Source organism: Paenibacillus sp. SRL342, from assembly GCF_984798905.1.
Window position 1 is genome coordinate 1,468,579 of sequence record NZ_OZ481790.1, and the last position, 16,989, is coordinate 1,485,567.

Consider the following 16,989-nt stretch of genomic DNA (forward strand, 5'->3'; position numbering starts at 1 on the left):
TTATGCCATAAAATCACATTGACATAACGTTTATCCCTATGTAATATTAGCCAACGTTATTCAAATTCTTTTTTTTGGGTTACTTAGTTAAGGGAATTGTTTCGACAGGAGGAATCTTCGAATGAACATTATAAGCAAAAATCGTTGGGTAGCACCGATGTTATCAGTGCTGCTTGTATGTATAGTGGGGGTAAATGTCGTTCAGGCGACGGGGAAGTGGAATGAAGCTAGTGATAGTAAACAGATGACCGAACTTGCGGCTTCTGTGCAAAATAACCAAACATCTACGCAAGAAGAGAGGCGCATGATGGAAGATGGGACAAGTCTGTCCTCTAATCTGTCTGCCCAAACCGTAGCGTGGACTGAATCTCTGCCAGCGAAGAACTGGCTTACGACTGCTCAGGAAGAGCAGGAACTGCAAGAAGCGAAGGCCAAGAACAAAGCTAGAGCGGTAGCTGCGGCCAAAGCCAAAAAAGAAGCTGCACTGAAATTGGCCAAAGTGAAACGTGCCAAAGAAGTTGCTGCTGTAACAACTCCCCCCCAAAAACTATACTTTACACGGACCAAACTTCTGAACCAGGAAGACTCGAAACTCGCAACCTGGTCATACAGTGTGTCCGATAAAGAACTGCATCTGCTGCAAAAAATCGTCATGGCAGAGGCAGAAGGTGAACCGTACGAAGGCAAAGTGGCAGTTGCCAATGTTGTCTTAAACCGGCTGCGGTCAGCCAATTTTCCCGATACCATTTACAAGGTCATCTATCAGAAATCCCAGTTTAGTCCTGTAGCGAACGGACGTATGAAACGTGTGGTTCCTAACGAGGACAGCATCAAAGCAGTGAATGCTGCGTTGAACGGGAAGAAGGAAGTCGCCGATGATACGTATTATTTCTTATCATTGACGCTTGCCGACGATCTGACAGTTGCCCGCTCGCAGAAAAAAGTAAAAACGATCGGTCATCATACTTTTTACAAGTAATCGACCCGTAAATTCTGCAAACAGGCAGGGTAGTTAACTGTGTGGGCATCACACGGCCCTTGAAAAAGCCTGAATCGTAGTTTTATTTCGTTATTTTAAAATATCGTTATACTCTAAATTACCCTTTTTTCTGCCAAATCATACGGTGGAATTAGTGAAAATAAAAGAAGGTTCCCTTCCAAAAATTCGGAAGGGAACCTTCTTTGTATATCTTGAGTAATTGTCTTGTGCCCTATAACACCTCGTGAGAGCTGTTCTATAGGCCCCTAGAGGCGTCAGAATGGTATTCTGGTACCTGACAAGGACGTGGCAGCAATTCCGGCTGTGAAGCGCTCCACGGAGGTTGTTGTGACTTCGGCTGTAGTCGGGAACAATAAGTTATGAACAGCTTGAGCACAGCACTTCGGATCATAGGCCGACTGATTACCTGAAATATGTGCTACGTTCAGCGGGCTTTCAGTTTGAGTAGATACCTGCTCAACTAGTTGTCTGAAACGATTGGTGATCACGTCGGCAGAATGAATGACCTGGCCGTATCCGGCTTGTACAAAGTATTCACAGTTCTCTTCCTCTTGACCTGCAATCGGAGGAATGAACAACATCGGTAGACCCTTGGCCAGTGCTTCGGTGCATGTCATGCCACCTGGCTTCGTAATCAGCACATCGGATACATCCATCAGTTTGCTTACTTCCCGTGTATATCCCAGAATACGAATATTCGGATGCTGGAAGCAAGGCATTTCCTTCATTTTTGCGATCATTTTTTCATTGCTTCCTAGACAAAAGACCAATTGAACACGATCTGCCCAGGACGTGAGAGCTTTCATATGGTCCTCATCAAACGAAAGTCCCCATCCACCACCCATAAGCAGCGCCGTAGGCATGTTCTGAAGCCCCATCTCTTCCCGTAGCTTCACCTTATCTCCTGCTTCCCAGAAGTCTGGATGCACAGGGATTCCCGTGATCTGAATATGGGAGGGATCGACGCCCCGAATCTCAAGCAATGCTTTGACCTGAGGGGTAGAGACCAGATATTTGTTCACTTCCGGATTAATCCATGTTCCGTGCACGTCATAATCCGTCACGACCGTATAGAGCGGGATATTCAGACCCTGGCGTTTGAGCCGGGAAATGACCGCATTCGGAAAAGGATGGGTACAGATGACCGCATCGGGTTTCAGTTGGGATACGACCTGTGCCGTCTGTGTATAGAAAATTCGGTGCAACGCCAGCTTGGTAAAACCATTTAATGATTTATTGTACTGTGTGCGGTACAACAGGCTGACCAGTTTGGGTTGAACCGATAGTGTCTTTCGATATGCAGAGAAAATTAGTGGAGCTACCGTTGGGTTCAAAAATTTGCCTAGTTCAATGACACGACTGTGAACATGTGGACTGACTTTTTTGATGCCATGTGCCAGCGCATGAGCGGCCTGAGTGTGACCGGTACCGAAACCTTCCGATAATAAGAGCACTCTTGGTTTTCGCATGAGTTCACCTTTATTCATAAGTTTTAATTCAAAATGAAGATATTCATTGTTTATTCTAGCTAGGGAATGCGTTATTACATGAATATACATTGAAGCGTAAAATCATGTTTCTTCTATGAATATTTACACCATATATCATACAATGAGACAACCTAAACTTCATTATATATACGTATTATCTGAGTCATCTTACACTATAGACGACGACAGAAGGAGTTTCCACTGCATTTAGGTTAAAAAATATTAACACAATTTTTAAAATGTTAGGGTTGCAATCTGTTTTCTAAGGTGGTATTGTATATTTTGACCGAATGACCGAATTGTATTTTTGGTCATTTATGTAGAGCGATTGAACAATGAATGTGTTTAAAAGGAGGGATATGATGGCTCCGATTGACAGGAGACAGCAGGTTATTCATGCAGCAGCCCAGTCGTTTGCCATGTTTGGATACAAAGCAACGACGATGGATCAGGTCGCCAAGATTGCGAACGTTGGCAAAGGAACAATCTATACGTTTTTCACCAATAAGGAACAATTGTTTGATCAGATCCTGGTAGAAGTGATTCAGGAAATGAAGAACATCGCGCATCGTGAAGTACATCAGGAAAGTGCATTTTTCGATAATCTGTTTCGGGTGCTGGATGCATTGTTAGAGTTTCGTCGTGATCACGACCTGCTCGTTAAGTTATCTCAGGAGCTGAAGGACTTTGGAACGCTGCAGGCCAAGGAAGGTTTAGACAAGGTGGAGAAGGTAATCTCCGACTTTCTGGCTAAGGAGCTTGAGAAAGCAAAAGACAATGGAGAGATTCGAGATTGTGATCCGCAAGTCGTCGCATTTATGATGATTCGCCTGTACATTGCACTCACCTCAGACTGGAGCAAACAACATCAACCGCTGAGCAAAGAGGAAATCAAGACTTACTTTCGCCTTTTCTTAATGGAAGGAATTGCTGCTATAACGTAATCCGAATTTATATCTACTATAATATATGGATTTTCACGCGTATCAAGCAGGGAGGCTTGTCGGAAGACAGGTTGTTTTTTTGTCCTAAAGTGACCGTTTGAGGAAAGTGGTCAGTTCGTGTTTCAGTATGTTTTCTGGAATGCCGCATTGTATTTCATTATGGTTATTCCTGCTCATGGAGCAGAGAGATTAAGGGGAGAAAATGACATGAAATCTTTATCCGTGTTTTTCAAGGATGTGGGATCGGCCGTGAGAAACCCGAAGGTGTTGATCCCTGTTATTGCAATTATGTTTATACCGATCCTGTATAGTGGCATCTATCTGGCGGCCTATTGGGACCCGTATGGTCATGTGGATGAGATGCCGGTTGCTGTTGTCAATCTGGACAAAGGCGCTGAGCTGGAGGGCAAATCCCTCCATGTGGGTAGTGATCTGGTGGATGAACTGAAGAAAAATGCCGATTTCAAATGGGACTTTGTCAGTGCGAGTCAAGCCAAAGAAGGCATGAGTAATGACAAATATTATATGCAAATTACGATTCCGGAGAACTTCTCATCCCAAGCAACAACATTGCTCGATGACAAGCCGGAGCCGGCTGATCTGATCTATGAACCGAATGGCAATTACAGCTTTGTCGGTGCGCAGATCGGTAAGACCGCTATTAAGGACCTGAAAGCAAAAGTTTCCGCCAAAGTAACGGAATCCTATGCAGAGACATTGCTCGACAAGTTCTCCGAAGTATCAGATGGCTTGGCTGAGGCAGGCGATGGGGCTGGTGAACTGAATACCGGCGCAGGCAAACTGGATGATGGTGCTGTTAAGCTCAAGGATAATCTGGCGAAGCTTGCATCAGGAACGCTTGAACTTCAGGAAGGACTTTCTCCATTAAGTGATGGTGTTAACGCGCTGCATACAGGGGCAACCAAACTTGAAAGTGGAACATCGAATCTTGTATCCGGTCTGCAACAGCTTCAGGCAGCTGCTTCTAGCCAGCTTCAGAGCGGAGCAGATCAGTTGAAGGATGGCAGCGCCAAGTTGGAAACCGGACTCCAGTCTTCACTGGATGGCACAAGCAAGTTGCAGGCTGGCCTGAAATCGTCAGAACAGGGCAGTGCGAAGCTGTCGGATGGTCTGCAAAGTGCCGTTCAGGGCAGCGGTACACTGGCAACAGGCCTGCAATCGGCTGTAGATGGCAGTTCCAAGGTTGCTGATGGTGCACAGGGTGTAGCCGCCGGATTGAAACAGCTTGCTGCATCAAACCCGGAACTGGCCGAAAATGCGGATGTACAGAAACTGCTTGCGGCAAGTGAAGCTGTTGCTGATGGCAGTGCGCAACTGCATGAGAGCGAGCAGAAGCTGGCGCAGGGTGCAGATCAGCTGCATCAGGGTAACCAGCAACTGGCTGCGGGTGCAGCCGAGCTTCATGGAGGTCAGGAGCAACTTCTGGCTGGTACGAACCAGTTAGTGGATGGTCAGCAACAATTGCTGGCTGGTGCCGGGCAGCTTAGTCAAGGAGGAGCACAGCTCTCCGATGGCCTGAAGCAGTTCAGCGGCAAGTTGGGTGATGCTGCAAGTGGCGGTACATTGCTTGCAGATGGTGCCAAGCAGCTGGGCTCAGGGACAACAGCTTTGCAAACGGGTGTAGGTAAACTAAGTGGTGGCGTTCATTCACTAACCGATGGTTCGAAGCAATTGGGTGATGGCGCGGGCAAACTGGCTGACGGTCTTACCGAGCTAAAAGATGGCTCAAGTGAACTGGCAACCAAGCTGAATGACGCCGCTCAGAAAACATCCGAAGTTAAGAAAACGGATGATGTAGTGAACATGTTCGCTGAACCGGTGAACTCCTCGGAGAACACAGCAGAGAACGTGAGCAATTATGGTACAGGATTGACACCGTTCTTCCTGTCGATCGGTCTGTTTGTGGGATCGTTGATTTCCACGATTGTATTGAAAATGCGGGAAACGTCCGTACCTGGTGCAACAGGCTGGAATCGTTTTGTCAGCCGGACACTGGTATTTGGGTCCGTGAGCATTTTCCAATCGGTTATCGTGGCAAGTTTCATGTTATATGGTCTTGGACTGGAGACACACAGCATAGGGCTGTTCTACCTGTTTACCATTATTACCGGGCTGACCTTCATGTTGATTGTTCAGGCACTTGTAACCTGGCTGGATCTGCCTGGACGTTATGTTGTCATTCTGCTTCTGGTCTTCCAGCTTGCGGCAAGTGCAGGAACCTTCCCGGTAGAACTGATTCCATCATGGCTTCAGGCATTTAGCCCTTGGTTGCCAATGACACACAGCATTATGGGCTTCAAAGCCGTGGTATCGAGTGGTAATCTGGATGTGATGTGGCATCAGGCAGGTATTCTTAGCATCTATGCAGGGGTATCCATTCTGCTGACGCTTGCTTACTTCCTCTGGAATGGCAGACGTCCGAAAAAAGAAGTCGAACAGGCTGATTCTGGTCAAGTTGTGACGGCATAAGTCGAACCTGATCTTCAGCAGGGACATATTTTTGAAAAAAACTTTATTTTCTTGTAGTGAAATTATGCAATATAGTAGTCAAATAGTGCAAATAGCCTGTAGCCCCAAAAAGGGGTTGCAGGCTATTTTGTATACAAATGCATAGAGAAGTAAAGTTTCGCTGGCTTAAGCAGTGAAAATTTGGTGGAATTATGGATAAACGTAGGCTGCACATGGAACGATTTTCTTCTGTCAGCAATTTAATTCAGTTGTACTCTGGCTTAAAAAGTGTATAATTATTCGAAAAAGAGATGAATTTAAACGTCACTACTGTAAAGCTGTACTGCAAAACATTTCTTATCAGAGGTATTAAAAAGTTTAAATTGCGCTGATGTTAGGTCGGTGTTAAAATAATAGAACTATATCAAAAAAACGTCGCTCCATTTCAGTAGCCGTGCCAGCGGCTGCGTGTTGATTTATACAGGCTGTTTGCCGGATCGTCCGGATCAGCTCATCTCATTACAATGGCTTCTGCCCAATAGCAGGCATTATTTTTGACAGTCTCATGCTGTCACCTCTTCTATCTAGCAGGCTCTATCGCAAGCGAAAGGCCAGCTCCTCCCGTTTCATTGTTGCCTGTTGCCTATGTTCTTGATCTTTCCGAAATACTTCATTATAGAAAGGTTGCGTTCCATGAGACACATCGGATTACCTCCAAAACAGGGTCTGTATGACCCGCAGTTCGAAAAAGACGCATGCGGAATGGGTTTTGTTGCCAACATCAAAGGAGTACCTTCACACGATATCGTTAGTCAGGCACTGACCATGCTCAGTAACATGGAGCACCGTGGAGGACAGGGAAGTGAGCCGAATTCCGGTGACGGAGCAGGTATCCTGATTCAGATTCCACATCGCTTTTTTGCGGAGGAAGCGAAACGCCTTGGTTTTGCATTGCCTGAACAGGGATTCTATGGCGTAGGTATGTTGTTCCTCTCCCAAGACCCTGCCATTCGCAGTGCGCATGAAGAGAGCCTTAAGAAGATTATTGAAGAAGAAGGTCAGACGTTCCTGGGTTTCCGGGATGTTCCTACTTTTGATGAAATGCTTGGCCGTTCTGCACTTGCAGCGAAACCTTATGTACGTCAGGTGTTCATTGGAAGATCCGCAGATGTGAAGGATGAGCTTGGATTCGAGCGTAAGCTGTATGTTATTCGCAGACGTGCTGAGCTGGCTATTCGTTATTCGGCAGATGAAGCAGAAGGTGGTTCGTTCTACCTTCCGAGCATGTCTTGTCGCAAAATTGTATATAAAGGCATGCTGACAACTGAACAAGTTGGCGGGTTCTATCTGGATCTGCAGGAAGAACTCGTGGAATCGGCCATTGGACTTGTGCATTCCCGTTTCAGTACAAACACCTTCCCAAGCTGGGAACGTGCCCACCCGTATCGCTTCATGATCCACAACGGTGAGATCAACACGATGCGTGGTAACGTGAACTGGATGCATGCTAGACAGTCCTTGTTTGAGAGCGAGTTGTTTGGTAACGACATCGCCAAAGTGAAACCAGTCATCAATCCGGACGGTTCGGATACAGCCATGTTTGATAACACACTGGAGTTCCTGTATCTGAGCGGCCGTTCTCTGCCACACGTGGCCATGATGATGGTTCCTGAACCTTGGAGCACGGATGAGGGAATGGACCCTGCCAAAAAGGCATTTTATGAGTATCACAGCACAATGATGGAGCCTTGGGATGGACCAGCAGCAATGGCCTTCACAGATGGTTTGCAAATCGGTGCAACACTCGACCGTAATGGATTACGTCCAGCTCGTTATTATGTAACCAAAGATGACCGTATTATCCTGTCCTCCGAAGTTGGGGTACTTGATATCGCGCCGGAAGAGATCCTGTACAAAGATCGTCTGCGTCCAGGTCGGATGTTGCTTGTGGATACACAAGAAGGCCGCATCATCGCGGATGAGGAAGTAAAAGCAATCATTGCAGCCGAGAATCCGTATCAGGATTGGCTTGACGAGCATTTGATGGATCTGAGCGAGTTGCCGGAAGCACCGGAACTTCCTGATCCAAAACATGATAACGTGACCCAGCTTCAGCTCGCTTATGGTTATACATTTGAAGAACTGCGTAAAATCCTGGAGCCCATGGCAACAACAGGTATGGAAGCTACGGGTTCGATGGGTTATGATGCACCGCTGGCTGTGCTGTCGGATCGTCCGCAGCGTCTGTACAACTACTTTAAACAGATGTTCGCCCAGGTAACCAACCCGCCAATCGATGCAATCCGTGAAGAGATTGTAACATCTACGGCAACAACGATTGGTCCTGAGCGCAATTTGCTGAACCCTGAACCGGAGAGTTGTCGCCAGATACGTCTGGATACACCGGTATTGTCCAATGAAGACTTTGCGAAGATTCGCCATGTGCGTCGCCCAGGGTTCCGCTCCATGACGATTCCAATCTTCTTCACCGCTGCGGAAGGAGCAGAAGGACTTCGCAAAGCGATGGATTTGCTCTTCGAAGCTGCAGACCGTGTCATCGACAAAGGTCATAACATTCTGATCCTGTCTGACCGCGGTGTGGACGCAGAGAATGCTGCCATTCCTGCATTGCTTGCTGTAGCAGGTCTGCATCACCATCTGATTCGCCAGGGAACCAGAACCAAAGTCAGCATTATGCTCGAATCGGCAGAACCGCGCGATATTCACCACTACGCGTTGCTGCTGGGTTATGGTGTAAGTGCGGTGAACCCTTATCTGGCCTTTGAAACGCTGGATGACATGATCCAGCAAGGGTTGCTGCGTGGCATCTCGCATGAGAAAGCAGTGAAAAACTACATTAAAGCAGCTACCAAAGGCGTTACTAAAGTGTTGTCCAAAATGGGAATTTCTACGATTCAATCGTATCGTGGAGCTCAAATCTTCGAAGCGGTAGGTCTGAAATCAGACTTCGTTGACCGTTACTTTACCTGGACACCTTCCCGTATCGGTGGAATTGGGTTGGAAGAAGTGGCAGCCGAAGCGTTGACACATCATAACCGTGCCTTTACGGAAAAAGACGGTAACGATAAAGTATTGGATTCCGGTGGGGATTATCAATGGCGTAACGACGGAGAAGAGCATCTGTTCAATCCGCAAACCATTCATACCCTGCAACATGCAGTACGCACTGGGGATTACAAGCTGTATAAAAAATATTCCAAACTTGTGCAAGGTGAGAATGATCAACTGTTGACCATTCGCTCCATGCTGAAACTGAAACCGGTGGGAGCTTCCATTCCACTCGAAGAAGTTGAATCCGTAGAAGACATCATGCGTCGTTTCAAAACAGGTGCAATGTCCTTTGGTTCGATCAGTAAAGAGGCGCATGAAGATCTTGCCATTGCTATGAACCGTGTTGGAGGTAAATCCAATACCGGTGAAGGTGGAGAAGATCCGGCTCGCTTCATTAAAGATAGCAACGGGGATTCCCGCCGCAGTGCGATTAAACAGGTAGCATCCGGACGTTTTGGTGTTACATCCAACTACTTGGTTAATGCCGACGAGATTCAGATTAAAATGGCTCAGGGAGCTAAACCAGGTGAAGGCGGACAGCTGCCAGGACGTAAAGTGTATCCTTGGGTTGCTGAAGTCCGTGGTTCAACACCGGGTGTAGGTCTGATCTCGCCACCACCGCATCACGATATCTACTCGATCGAAGATCTGGCAGAGTTGATCTATGACTTGAAAAATGCCAATCCGCGTGCTGAGATTAACGTGAAGCTGGTATCGGAAGTGGGCGTGGGTACCATCGCAGCTGGTGTAGCCAAAGGCCGTGCCGATATTATCCTTGTCAGCGGTTATGACGGTGGTACAGGTGCATCACCGCAAGGTTCGATTCGCCACGCAGGTATGCCTTGGGAACTAGGTCTTGCAGAGACACATCAAACGTTGATGCTGAACAATCTGCGTGACCGTGTTGTCCTTGAAACAGACGGCAAAATGCTTAACGGTCGTGACTTGGCGATTGCAGCCTTGCTTGGAGCAGAAGAGTATGGTTTCTCTACAGCACCGCTCGTTGCACTTGGCTGTATCATGATGCGTGTCTGTCAAATGGATACCTGTCCGGTTGGTGTAGCGACACAGAATCCGGAATTGCGTAAAAATTATATGGGTGATCCGGCTCATGTGGTTAACTTCATGCGATTTGTTGCTGAAGATGTGCGTGAGATCATGGCTGATCTTGGTTTCCGTACGATTCAGGAGATGGTCGGACGTACAGATTGCCTCGAAACGGTAGAAGCCGTAGATCACTGGAAGAAAAAAGGTGTGGATCTGTCTGTATTGCTGCACGTGCCTGAAATGCCGGAAGGCTCTGCGCGTTACCGCACACAGCATCAGAATCACCAATTGGAAGAAACGCTGGATATGCAACAATTGCTGCCACTGGCACAGTCTGCTATTGAATCCGGTCAACCGGTTGAAGCGGTGCTTCCAATTACAAACGTTAACCGTGCAGTAGGTACCATTTTGGGTAGTGAGATCACACGCAAATATGGACTCGCAGGATTGCCGGAAGATACGGTTAAATTCAAATTTGTCGGCTCTGCCGGACAAAGCTTTGGGGCCTTTGTACCTAAAGGTATGACCTTGACCGTTGAAGGGGATTCCAATGACTACGTTGGTAAAGGACTGTCCGGAGGTAAACTGATCGTGATGCCTTCCCCGAAAGCAACGTTTGAGGCGGAAGATAACATCATTATCGGTAACACGGCTCTCTACGGAGCAACAAGCGGTGAAGCGTACATCCGTGGTATTGCCGGTGAGCGATTTGCTGTACGTAACTCGGGCGCCAAAGTAGTCGTTGAAGGTGTAGGCGACCATGGTTGTGAGTATATGACAGGTGGACGTGTCGTTGTACTGGGCGATACAGGTCGTAACTTTGCAGCAGGGATGTCCGGAGGTATTGCCTATGTGTATGATCCGGAAGGTACATTCCTGAAACGTTGTAATCTGGAAATGGTTCTTTTGGAGCGTATCGAAGATGTGGCCGAAAGTGCAGATCTGCGAGGCATGATTCAACGTCATGTTGCCAATACAGGAAGTGCTGTCGGTCAGCGCGTTCTGGATAACTGGCAAGATGCGCTGAATCAGTTCGTTCGGGTTATTCCGAAGGACTTCAAGCGGATGACAGAACAGATCGAACGGATTCAGGCAACAGGTCTGACAGGAGAAGCGGCGCTGCTTGCAGCGTTTGAAGCGAATATGCGTGAACTTGCACGTGCTGGAGGTTAATAACTTCCATGTTCAAAGGTGGAAGTGCATGAACAGGTTGTATTAAGAATAATAGGAGCAATATGGTTGCCATTCCGGCACCATATTGCTCCTATTTTGCTTTCGACAAAATTAGAACCCCATCAAAAAACGTTATCGCCATGAGACGACAACATCGAGGAACATTCTCAAGTATAATAAGGCTAGTTTTGGAGGGCAGGGAAAGTATAAAGATAAGAGAGGTTAGCGGAATGAATATGAAGCATCCAAACAGGGACGATCGTAGGCCGACAGGTAAACAAGTCGAAGCAACCCAGATGGACATCATGAAGGTTTTACTGCAATGCGGAATCGACCCGGAGCGTTGGAACCATTTCGTATCCTCCGTCAACAACAAGTGTCCTTGACACAATAGACAAGCAGGGAATGGAAGGGAATTAAAACACAAAAAAAGCCCAGAAGCCAGAGAGGTTATCTCTCGGGAACTGGGTCCTCTTTCGGGTTTAGTCCATGCTGCGTTCCATTCGGACAAACGCAATAAAACGACGTGCCTCTTCTTCTGTTAAGGACTTCCCATCAATCATCAGATCGAAGCGTTCCAACACTTCCTTATCCGATAACTCCAAGGTATCAACGAATTCGCGTACGTCCTCATCCATCACGACATCGCTTTGCTTTGTACGTCCTATAAGATAATCAATAGACACCTCAAAGATGTCAGCAAGTCTCGTTAACACTTCGAAATCCGGTTTGCGACGGTTCTTCTCGTAGTGGGAGAGAGCAGCTCTGGTAATATGAATGGAGCTCGCAAGTTCTTCTTGAGTAAGTCCCCGCTGTTCCCGTAATTCAGCAATGCGATTTCCGTAGCTCATAAGCTATTTCCCCCTGAACGACATCAAATATATATTGAAACAATCCTGAGCCAAGTGTTTGATCAGGGCAGCTTTCCTGCAAAAGAGTAACTCCGCATGTGTTTCCTTTAACCCATTCCCATTTGTAAATAGGTCTGTCTAAGGACATCTCAAATTGTCGTAAATCAAAAGAACCATGTCCAAATACCGCTTGACATGATACGTATTGTATCGTAAATTGGACGTATGGAGTTACAAAATGTATCATTTGGAATATTTTAAGTATCTCCTTGTTGCCTGGACCATATACCTGTGAGAAGGAAGTGGAGGCAGTCCAGTTGGCTAATCCATTCTAAAGGAATGAAACCATGTATTCAATAATTCAGGAATGGGCTGATATGAAATTAAATGTCCATATGTACATTCAGGAGTTTCATGGGAAAATGGTAGACCGCAAAAGACGCCCTGTTCTGTTACTTGGAATGGACACTCAAGCAATCACCTTCCTGAGCGACCTGAACTTGCCGGTATCATCAGAAATGCTCATTGGTTTGGATGTTGAAGATCAACATGTATGTGTACGACTTCACGCAAGGTTGCAATGGAAACAGCCCTTCGGTGAGCTCACAATGTATCATTCGAACTTGCATATTCAGCACGAACAGAAACTATATATAACTGGACAGTTAAACACAATGCTTACTGAAGTTCAGTTTCCCGCGGTTTCCCGTTTTCAGTATGAAAAGGCAACAGAACAAAAGGCTCTGCAGGAACCCTATCATTACATTGATTTCACCATATAATTCCAAGTCGATTCTTAACATTTTCTGAACAAAACATGTACTTAACGCCATTTTACTATATTTCATAGCGTTATGCATTAGTTCTTTAACACCAAAAGCATTTGCGCAATGAATAAAGGGGCGAGGGGGCTCATACTATTTCAGGAAGTTTGGATATGGTTGAAATGCACTGCCACATATTATCTGGCCTAGATGATGGTCCTGTTCGAATGGAGCAGTCCATTGCAATGGCTGAGAAGGCGGCAGCCTCAGGAATTACCTCCATTATTGCTACTCCGCATCACCTGAACGGGCAATACAACAATGAACCGATGGTGGTCAATCAGGCCGTGAACCTGCTTCACGCAGAACTTCGCAATCGCAACATTCGCCTGGAGATCCGTCCCGGACAGGAGATCAGGGTGCATGACAACCTGATTGGAGACTTATATGCAGGAAAGTGCTGCACACTCGCCGGAAGTCGTTACATGTTGTTGGAACTTCCCTTTGGTCATATTCCCTCACAGTTCCCCAGGATACTGCATGAATTACGAATAGCGGGAATTACCCCTATTATTGCTCATCCGGAACGCAATCGTGTCATTTTGAAGAAGCCAAAGTTGTTGGCTGATTACTTGAGTCAAGGCGGACTATGTCAGCTCACAGCTCAATCTTTCACTGGGCTTTTCGGACGGAAAGTTCGGCAGTGGTGTTTTCATTTTTGCAAAGAAAACGGGTTTCATTTCATTTCATCAGATGCACATGATACGTGCACAAGGACATTTGCCATAAGTGAAGGAGAGCGGGTCATCGAGCGTCGATTTGGAGCTGAAGCCGTTAAGAGGCTGGCAGAGAATACGTCGCACATTCTATCGAATTCGTGTCTGGTTACAGAACGCTGGAAACCTCGCAAATGGCTACTGTCCATCTGGTAGTTACATAAGATAGATCACAACGTATAGGAGGAATGAAAGTGGAACTGAAAGGATATTTTCGACTCTTACAAAAGAAACTGTGGTTGATTGTTGCAATTGCTTTGATAGCCGGTGTGGGTGCAGGGGTCAAAAGCATTTTCTTCACCCAGCCCATCTATGAGGCAAGTTCCAAATTGATCGTGAACCAGACCTCTAACGTTCAAGGCCAAGCGATGATGGACTTCAGCATGATTCAAACCAATATCAAACTCATTAACTCTTACAGAGAAATTATTAAATCTTCCGCCATTATGGATAAAGTCGCTACCACGTATCCAGACCTGGGCTTAACCTCTGCTCAGCTCATGAATAGCACCTCCGTCTCTACAGCCAGCGAATCCCAAGTGATGAGCATAACTGTACAAGGGACTACCTACGAAAAAGCCGCAAAAACGGTCAATGCCATCTCCAACGTGTTCCAATCTCAAATCCCCCTGATCATGAAAATCGATAATGTGGCTATCCTCAGTGAAGCAAAAGTGGATAGTAACGCATCTCCAATCAATATGAAAACCACATTAAGCATCATTGTCAGTCTGTTCGCAGGTCTTGTGCTCGCGATTGCACTCGTATTCCTGCTGGATTATCTGGATGACACATTCAAATCCGAAACTGAACTTGAAAAAGAGCTGGGCCTGCCTGTGCTTACAGTGATATCCAAAATGAAAAAAGATGATCTGAAAAACACGAAAAATTACGTATCTCAACAGAAAGTGGGGGATGGCAAATATGTCGCGGCTAACCAATGAAAATAACAGTCTGGTGACCTATTTTAACTCCAAATCTCAAATCTCGGAGGGATACCGTAAATTACGGACGAACATCCAGTTCTCCTCAATCGACAGTCATATCAAAAAAATCATGGTGGCTTCCGCTGAATCCGGCGAAGGCAAGACCACAACCATTAGCAACCTGGCGGTAACCTATGCCCAGGAAGGCAAAAAAGTTCTGCTGATCGATGCGGATCTGCGTAATCCTTCCTTGCACCAGGTGTTTTCCGTACCGAATCATATCGGTCTTAGTAGTGTGCTGTCTAATCAGTACAGTGTGGAAGAAGTGCTTAGAGAGAGCTACATCGACAATCTCCAATTATTCACTTCTGGCCCAATTCCGCCGAACCCTTCCGAGATGATCGGTTCCAACCGGATGAAAAGGCTGATTGAGAAGTTAGAGGATCAATATGATGTCATCATGTTTGATACACCGCCGGTGCTCGCGGTAACGGATGCACTCATTGTGAGTTCGCTGTGTGATGGTGTGCTGCTGGTCGTGAACTCGGGCAAGGTCAAGAAGGAACTGGTGAAGAAGACCAAGGCTGCTCTGGAACATGTGAATGCACGGATCCTGGGCGCAATTCTGAACAATATCAAAAACGCTGCAGTACCGGTGGGCTACGGAGAGAAGTAAACCTTCCATCCAATGCTCCCAAGCAAACAGGTAATGTCTACTGCACCTTTATCACTGTAGGCACTCGGTCATGCTGTGGGTTCAATGAACCTTAGACGTTAATCGTCGAAGGTATGACGTGAGGACGGGTTAGATGCCCTGATTCAACTTTTATCAAACTAAAAAAAAAGAGGATAGGGTGGTATTTATGAAAAAAGTGAGAAAAGCAATCATTCCTGCAGCTGGACTAGGTACACGATTTTTGCCAGCCACAAAAGCGATGCCCAAAGAAATGCTCCCTATTGTGGACAAACCAACTATACAGTATATCGTTGAGGAAGCCATTGCCTCTGGAATCGAAGACATCATCATCGTAACCGGTAAAGGGAAGCGGGCAATTGAAGATCATTTCGACAACGCTTTTGAATTGGAACATAACTTGCTGGAAAAAGGGAAGCTGGGCCTGCTTGAAGAGGTTCGCAAATCCTCTAACGTGGATATCCACTACATAAGACAAAAAGAGGCCAAAGGACTTGGTCATGCTGTCTGGTGTGCACGTAACTTTATCGGTGACGAACCTTTTGCCGTGTTGCTCGGAGATGACATCGTCGTATCGGAAGTTCCATGCACCAAACAATTGATTGATCAATATGATCAGGTTCAACATTCCATTGTTGGCGTACAAACCGTACTTGCTGAACAAACAGACAGATACGGCATTGTAGACCCGCTTCAATCGGATGGCCGTTTGACAGAGGTTCTCAGGTTCGTAGAGAAACCTGCCCAAGGCACAGCGCCTTCCAACCTGGCGATTATGGGGAGATACGTACTGAGTCCAGAGATTTTCGAACATCTGGAGCAACAAGAGATTGGTCAAGGGGGAGAGATTCAATTAACAGATGCGATTCAGCGCTTAAATGAGACACAAGGAGTGTATGCTTACGATTTCGAGGGAGTACGTTATGACGTGGGCGAGAAACTGGGATTCATTTTGACAACCATCGACTTCGCTCTGCAAAAACAGGAACTTAGAATTCCAATGCTGCAAGCTCTGCAACAGATTCTGGAAAAAGAGTCGGTAGAACATGTAGCCGGGGGGGAGTTTGAATGAGTCCATCTCCCCAAACGAAGGAAGCGGAGATCGTTATGGACCCAAGTCTGGGGTACAATGCATCAACGATGTCAGGACAAAATGCGGATAAAGTGTATCTATTTATGAAAAGAATGCTCGATTTGCTGGGTTCTTTCATAGGTTTGATCATTTTGTGCCCCTTGTTTGCGGTCATCGGATTACTGATCAAAATCGAGGCCCCGCAGGGGTCTGTTTTTTTTCGTCAGGTACGGGTCGGACAGAATGGAAAAGAGTTCCACATGTACAAATTCAGGTCCATGGTTGCGAATGCAGAAGATCTGCTCGAACAGCTGATTGATCAGAATGAAGTGAACGGGAATATGTTCAAAATGAAAAATGATCCCCGCATTACCCGGATTGGCAAGTTCATTCGGAAAACCAGTCTGGATGAGTTGCCACAGTTGTGGAACGTGTTCAGAGGAGAGATGAGTCTCGTTGGACCCAGACCGGCTCTGCCCAGAGAAGTGAAGAACTACACTTCCTATGACAGACAACGTCTTCAGATGATTCCGGGATGTACGGGATTATGGCAAGTCAGCGGTCGAAATAGTGTTGGTTTTGAGGAAATGGTGGAGCTGGATCTGACGTATGCCCGTGAGCGCAGCATGATGGTGGATATCAAAATTATCTTCAGAACGTTCAAGGTGCTGGTAGGTTCGAAGGATGCGTTTTGAAACACGATTCTGGCTT

The 16,989-nt window shown here is 46.4% G+C and carries 13 protein-coding genes; 11 read left to right on the forward strand and 2 right to left on the reverse strand.

Going from position 1 to position 16,989, the window contains the following annotated elements; genetic code table 11:
- The first annotated feature begins 121 nt into the window (after window positions 1-121).
- Window positions 122-979: a cell wall hydrolase gene (locus AC4E8D_RS06535; protein WP_091033869.1), complete on the forward strand. Its 858-nt coding sequence runs from the start codon at window positions 122-124 to the stop codon at window positions 977-979.
- 275 nt (window positions 980-1,254) lie between these two features.
- Here the strand turns inward: AC4E8D_RS06535 and AC4E8D_RS06540 are convergent, their stop codons facing one another.
- Window positions 1,255-2,469 carry an MGDG synthase family glycosyltransferase gene (locus tag AC4E8D_RS06540; protein ID WP_221819331.1) on the reverse strand — a complete coding sequence of 405 codons (1,215 nt, stop codon included), beginning with the start codon at window positions 2,467-2,469 and terminating at the stop codon, window positions 1,255-1,257.
- A 383-nt stretch (window positions 2,470-2,852) separates the two neighbouring features.
- Here AC4E8D_RS06540 and AC4E8D_RS06545 point away from each other — a divergent pair, with 383 nt between their 5' ends.
- The 4 genes from AC4E8D_RS06545 to AC4E8D_RS06560 all read left to right on the forward strand — a co-directional run bounded on the left by AC4E8D_RS06545 (window position 2,853) and on the right by AC4E8D_RS06560 (window position 11,581).
- Window positions 2,853-3,434 (forward strand): TetR/AcrR family transcriptional regulator, encoded by a 582-nt coding sequence (locus AC4E8D_RS06545; RefSeq protein ID WP_076209603.1) that lies wholly within the window; start codon window positions 2,853-2,855, stop codon window positions 3,432-3,434.
- 207 nt (window positions 3,435-3,641) lie between these two features.
- Window positions 3,642-5,924 carry a YhgE/Pip domain-containing protein gene (locus tag AC4E8D_RS06550; protein WP_221819110.1) on the forward strand — a complete coding sequence of 761 codons (2,283 nt, stop codon included), beginning with the start codon at window positions 3,642-3,644 and terminating at the stop codon, window positions 5,922-5,924.
- 672 nt (window positions 5,925-6,596) lie between these two features.
- A complete protein-coding gene (gltB, locus tag AC4E8D_RS06555) occupies window positions 6,597-11,195 on the forward strand; it encodes a glutamate synthase large subunit (RefSeq protein WP_339182679.1) in 4,599 nt (1,532 codons plus the stop codon).
- A gap of 230 nt (window positions 11,196-11,425) precedes the next feature.
- Complete coding sequence (locus AC4E8D_RS06560; RefSeq protein ID WP_490205983.1) at window positions 11,426-11,581, forward strand: hypothetical protein; 156 nt, start codon at window positions 11,426-11,428, stop codon at window positions 11,579-11,581.
- 96 nt (window positions 11,582-11,677) lie between these two features.
- Here the strand turns inward: AC4E8D_RS06560 and AC4E8D_RS06565 are convergent, their stop codons facing one another.
- Window positions 11,678-12,046, reverse strand: coding sequence for a helix-turn-helix domain-containing protein (locus tag AC4E8D_RS06565; protein WP_017690127.1), 369 nt, complete (start codon window positions 12,044-12,046; stop codon window positions 11,678-11,680).
- 377 nt (window positions 12,047-12,423) lie between these two features.
- On the opposite strand from AC4E8D_RS06565, the gene AC4E8D_RS06570 reads away from it, so the two are divergent.
- The 6 genes from AC4E8D_RS06570 (at window position 12,424) to AC4E8D_RS06595 (ending at window position 16,973) form a co-directional block, all read left to right on the forward strand.
- Window positions 12,424-12,828 (forward strand): hypothetical protein, encoded by a 405-nt coding sequence (locus tag AC4E8D_RS06570; protein WP_127551237.1) that lies wholly within the window; start codon window positions 12,424-12,426, stop codon window positions 12,826-12,828.
- Window positions 12,829-12,983: 155 nt separating this feature from the next.
- Window positions 12,984-13,742: a tyrosine-protein phosphatase gene (locus AC4E8D_RS06575; protein ID WP_339307241.1), complete on the forward strand. Its 759-nt coding sequence runs from the start codon at window positions 12,984-12,986 to the stop codon at window positions 13,740-13,742.
- A gap of 32 nt (window positions 13,743-13,774) precedes the next feature.
- A complete protein-coding gene (locus AC4E8D_RS06580; protein WP_152417061.1) occupies window positions 13,775-14,530 on the forward strand; it encodes a YveK family protein in 756 nt (251 codons plus the stop codon).
- Window positions 14,511-15,188, forward strand: coding sequence for a CpsD/CapB family tyrosine-protein kinase (locus AC4E8D_RS06585; protein WP_339307243.1), 678 nt, complete (start codon window positions 14,511-14,513; stop codon window positions 15,186-15,188). The genes AC4E8D_RS06580 and AC4E8D_RS06585 overlap by 20 nt, the downstream gene beginning before the upstream one ends.
- A 187-nt stretch (window positions 15,189-15,375) precedes the next feature.
- Window positions 15,376-16,278, forward strand: a complete 903-nt coding sequence (gene galU / locus AC4E8D_RS06590) for a UTP--glucose-1-phosphate uridylyltransferase GalU (protein WP_036611572.1) — start codon at window positions 15,376-15,378, stop codon at window positions 16,276-16,278.
- The gene (locus AC4E8D_RS06595; protein ID WP_036668903.1) at window positions 16,275-16,973 is read left to right on the forward strand and encodes a sugar transferase; all 699 of its coding nucleotides are present in this window, start codon (window positions 16,275-16,277) and stop codon (window positions 16,971-16,973) included. The genes galU and AC4E8D_RS06595 overlap by 4 nt, the downstream gene beginning before the upstream one ends.
- Window positions 16,974-16,989 lie beyond the last annotated feature (16 nt).

Bases quoted from the DNA above. Each gene is read 5' to 3' on its own strand.
- AC4E8D_RS06535 (WP_091033869.1), top strand. From the start codon at position 122: ATGAACATTATAAGCAAAAATCGTTGGGTAGCACCGATGTTATCAGTG.
- gltB (WP_339182679.1), top strand. From the start codon at position 6,597: ATGAGACACATCGGATTACCTCCAAAACAGGGTCTGTATGACCCGCAG.
- AC4E8D_RS06550 (WP_221819110.1), top strand. From the start codon at position 3,642: ATGAAATCTTTATCCGTGTTTTTCAAGGATGTGGGATCGGCCGTGAGA.
- AC4E8D_RS06560 (WP_490205983.1), top strand. From the start codon at position 11,426: ATGAATATGAAGCATCCAAACAGGGACGATCGTAGGCCGACAGGTAAA.
- AC4E8D_RS06575 (WP_339307241.1), top strand. From the start codon at position 12,984: ATGGTTGAAATGCACTGCCACATATTATCTGGCCTAGATGATGGTCCT.
- AC4E8D_RS06585 (WP_339307243.1), top strand. From the start codon at position 14,511: ATGTCGCGGCTAACCAATGAAAATAACAGTCTGGTGACCTATTTTAAC.
- AC4E8D_RS06595 (WP_036668903.1), top strand. From the start codon at position 16,275: ATGAGTCCATCTCCCCAAACGAAGGAAGCGGAGATCGTTATGGACCCA.
- AC4E8D_RS06580 (WP_152417061.1), top strand. From the start codon at position 13,775: ATGAAAGTGGAACTGAAAGGATATTTTCGACTCTTACAAAAGAAACTG.
- AC4E8D_RS06570 (WP_127551237.1), top strand. From the start codon at position 12,424: ATGAAATTAAATGTCCATATGTACATTCAGGAGTTTCATGGGAAAATG.
- galU (WP_036611572.1), top strand. From the start codon at position 15,376: ATGAAAAAAGTGAGAAAAGCAATCATTCCTGCAGCTGGACTAGGTACA.
- AC4E8D_RS06565 (WP_017690127.1), bottom strand. From the start codon at position 12,046: ATGAGCTACGGAAATCGCATTGCTGAATTACGGGAACAGCGGGGACTT.
- AC4E8D_RS06540 (WP_221819331.1), bottom strand. From the start codon at position 2,469: ATGCGAAAACCAAGAGTGCTCTTATTATCGGAAGGTTTCGGTACCGGT.
- AC4E8D_RS06545 (WP_076209603.1), top strand. From the start codon at position 2,853: ATGGCTCCGATTGACAGGAGACAGCAGGTTATTCATGCAGCAGCCCAG.